This is a genomic window from Micromonospora sp. DT48 (genome assembly GCF_049844495.1).
GTDB lineage: Bacteria > Actinomycetota > Actinomycetes > Mycobacteriales > Micromonosporaceae > Micromonospora.
Genome location: NZ_JBNCLE010000046.1, coordinates 1 through 3,554, shown reverse-complemented (window position 1 = coordinate 3,554; position 3,554 = coordinate 1). Strand labels below are relative to the sequence as shown.

Annotated in this window: 2 rRNA genes (1 of these 2 running past the window's edge); both read right to left on the bottom strand. The window is 58.3% G+C overall.

Annotated elements, in window-relative coordinates:
* Nucleotides 1-1,562: ribosomal RNA gene (locus tag ACLQ2S_RS27070) — 23S ribosomal RNA — on the bottom strand; it reaches 1,617 nt to the left of the window's first position.
* Between the two features lie 379 nt (nucleotides 1,563-1,941).
* A 16S ribosomal RNA gene (locus tag ACLQ2S_RS27065) occupies nucleotides 1,942-3,456 on the bottom strand.
* Together the 16S and 23S rRNA genes form the textbook arrangement of a ribosomal RNA operon.
* Nucleotides 3,457-3,554: the final 98 nt, after the last annotated feature.

Genomic DNA, 3,554 nt, shown 5'->3' with positions numbered 1-3,554 from the left:
TGGTTAGCACAACGAGGTTCATCAGGGACGCTCCTTCGCGGGTACGGGAATATCAACCCGTTGTCCATCGACTACGCCTCTCGGCCTCGCCTTAGGTCCCGACTCACCCAGGGCGGATTAACCTGGCCCTGGAACCCTTGGTCATCCGGCGGAAGGGTTTCTCACCCTTCTTTCGCTACTCATGCCTGCATTCTCACTCGTGCCGCGTCCACAACTCGATCACTCGGCTGCTTCACCCCCGGCACGACGCTCCCCTACCCACCCACACACCTGCACACCACCCACAAAAGATGATGCGAAGTACACGTGTGAATGCCACAGCTTCGGCGGTGTGCTTGAGCCCCGCTACATTGTCGGCGCGGAACCACTTGACCAGTGAGCTATTACGCACTCTTTAAAGGGTGGCTGCTTCTAAGCCAACCTCCTGGTTGTCTATGCGACCCCACATCCTTTTCCACTTAGCACACGCTTAGGGGCCTTAGCTGGTGATCTGGGCTGTTTCCCTCTCGACTACGAAGCTTATCCCCCGCAGTCTCACTGCCGCGCTCTCACTTACCGGCATTCGGAGTTTGGCTGATTTCGGTAAGCTTGTAGGCCCCCTAGACCATCCAGTGCTCTACCTCCGGCAAGAAACACACGACGCTGCACCTAAATGCATTTCGGGGAGAACCAGCTATCACGGAGTTTGATTGGCCTTTCACCCCTAACCACAGGTCATCCCCCAACTTTTCAACGTTGGTGGGTTCGGCCCTCCACACGGTCTTACCCGCGCTTCAGCCTGCCCATGGCTAGATCACTCCGCTTCGGGTCTAGAACATGCGACTCAAACGCCCTCTTCAGACTCGCTTTCGCTACGGCTCCCCCACACGGGTTAACCTCGCCACATGCCACTAACTCGCAGGCTCATTCTTCAAAAGGCACGCCGTCACCCCGCAAGGCTCCGACGGATTGTAGGCGAACGGTTTCAGGTACTATTTCACTCCCCTCCCGGGGTACTTTTCACCATTCCCTCACGGTACTCGTCCGCTATCGGTCACCAGGAAGTATTTAGGCTTACCAGGTGGTCCTGGCAGATTCACGGCAGATTTCAGGAGTCCGCCGCTACTCGGGAACACCCACAGAAGACCAGCTGCTTTCACCTACCGGACTATCACCGTCTACGGTCAGCCTTTCCAGACCATTCAGCTAACAACTGGCTTTATCACTCCCCGAACGAGTGTCAGCTCGCTCAGCAGGGTCCCACAACCCCGACCACGCAACCCCTGACAGGTATCACACGCAACCGGTTTAGCCTCAATCCGCTTTCGCTCGCCACTACTCACGGAATCACTATTGTTTTCTCTTCCTACGGGTACTGAGATGTTTCACTTCCCCGCGTTCCCTCCACACACCCTATGAGTTCAGGTGCAGGTGACACCACATGACTGATGCCGGGTTACCCCATTCGGACACCCTGGGATCACAGCTCGGTTGACAGCTCCCCCAGGCCTATCGCGGCCTCCCACGTCCTTCATCGGCTCCTGGTGCCAAGGCATCCACCGTTCGCCCTTGACAACTTGACCACAAAGATGCTCGCGTCCACTGTGCAATTCTCAACAAACAACCAACCCACAACCCACAGCCCCACACCAGCCCGACCAACAGCCGACGGTATGCGAGACCAGGCCATGCCTGGCAACCACCCCCACCCACCACGGGCAAGGCAATGGCTCCGAAGAAACCAACCACACAAGGTTGTTCCTTCAGGACCCAACAGGGTGCTAAACATCCTCCACCAGCCGCACCACCATCCCGTTCCCACCACCCCGAAGAGCAGCTGTACTAGAAACCATGGCCGTTGCCGGCAGAAAACTTCACCAGTGTCTCCGCCAACGAGCACCCCGACCCGACATCCGCAGGCCGCAGGCCCCATACCAGCCTTCGCTGAATGGTGCTCCTTAGAAAGGAGGTGATCCAGCCGCACCTTCCGGTACGGCTACCTTGTTACGACTTCGTCCCAATCGCCAGCCCCACCTTCGACGGCTCCCTCCACAAGGGTTGGGCCACCGGCTTCGGGTGTTGCCGACTTTCATGACGTGACGGGCGGTGTGTACAAGGCCCGGGAACGTATTCACCGCAGCGTTGCTGATCTGCGATTACTAGCGACTCCGACTTCACGGGGTCGAGTTGCAGACCCCGATCCGAACTGAGACCGGCTTTTTGGGATTCGCTCCACCTCACGGTATCGCAGCCCATTGTACCGGCCATTGTAGCATGCGTGAAGCCCTGGACATAAGGGGCATGATGACTTGACGTCATCCCCACCTTCCTCCGAGTTGACCCCGGCAGTCTCCCATGAGTCCCCAACCGAATTGCTGGCAACATGGGACGAGGGTTGCGCTCGTTGCGGGACTTAACCCAACATCTCACGACACGAGCTGACGACAGCCATGCACCACCTGTCACCGGCCCCGAAGGACCCCACATCTCTGCAGGATTTCCGGCGATGTCAAACCCAGGTAAGGTTCTTCGCGTTGCATCGAATTAATCCGCATGCTCCGCCGCTTGTGCGGGCCCCCGTCAATTCCTTTGAGTTTTAGCCTTGCGGCCGTACTCCCCAGGCGGGGCGCTTAATGCGTTAGCTGCGGCACAGAGAACCGGAGAGGCCCCCCACACCTAGCGCCCAACGTTTACAGCGTGGACTACCAGGGTATCTAATCCTGTTCGCTCCCCACGCTTTCGCTCCTCAGCGTCAGTATCGGCCCAGAGACCCGCCTTCGCCACCGGTGTTCCTCCTGATATCTGCGCATTTCACCGCTACACCAGGAATTCCAGTCTCCCCTACCGAACTCTAGCCTGCCCGTATCGACTGCAGGCCCGCAGTTGAGCCACGGGTTTTCACAGTCGACGCGACAAGCCGCCTACGAGCTCTTTACGCCCAATAAATCCGGACAACGCTCGCGCCCTACGTCTTACCGCGGCTGCTGGCACGTAGTTGGCCGGCGCTTCTTCTGCAGGTACCGTCACTCACGCTTCGTCCCTGCTGAAAGAGGTTTACAACCCGAAGGCCGTCATCCCTCACGCGGCGTCGCTGCATCAGGCTTCCGCCCATTGTGCAATATTCCCCACTGCTGCCTCCCGTAGGAGTCTGGGCCGTGTCTCAGTCCCAGTGTGGCCGGTCGCCCTCTCAGGCCGGCTACCCGTCGTCGCCTTGGTAGGCCATCACCCCACCAACAAGCTGATAGGCCGCGAGCCCATCCCAAGCCGAAAAACTTTCCACCCACAAACATGCGTCCGCAAGTGAATATCCGGTATTAGCCCCCGTTTCCGAGGGTTATCCCAAAGCCTAGGGCAGGTTGCTCACGTGTTACTCACCCGTTCGCCGCTCGAGTACCCCGAAGGGCCTTTCCGCTCGACTTGCATGTGTTAAGCACGCCGCCAGCGTTCGTCCTGAGCCAGGATCAAACTCTCCAACAAAAACCTGTCAAAGAAATCCAACCCCGACAACAAAAAATGTTGCCAAAGGAATCCAAACCAACCAGACACACGCCTGGCCAGCCCGGGAATCAAACAAA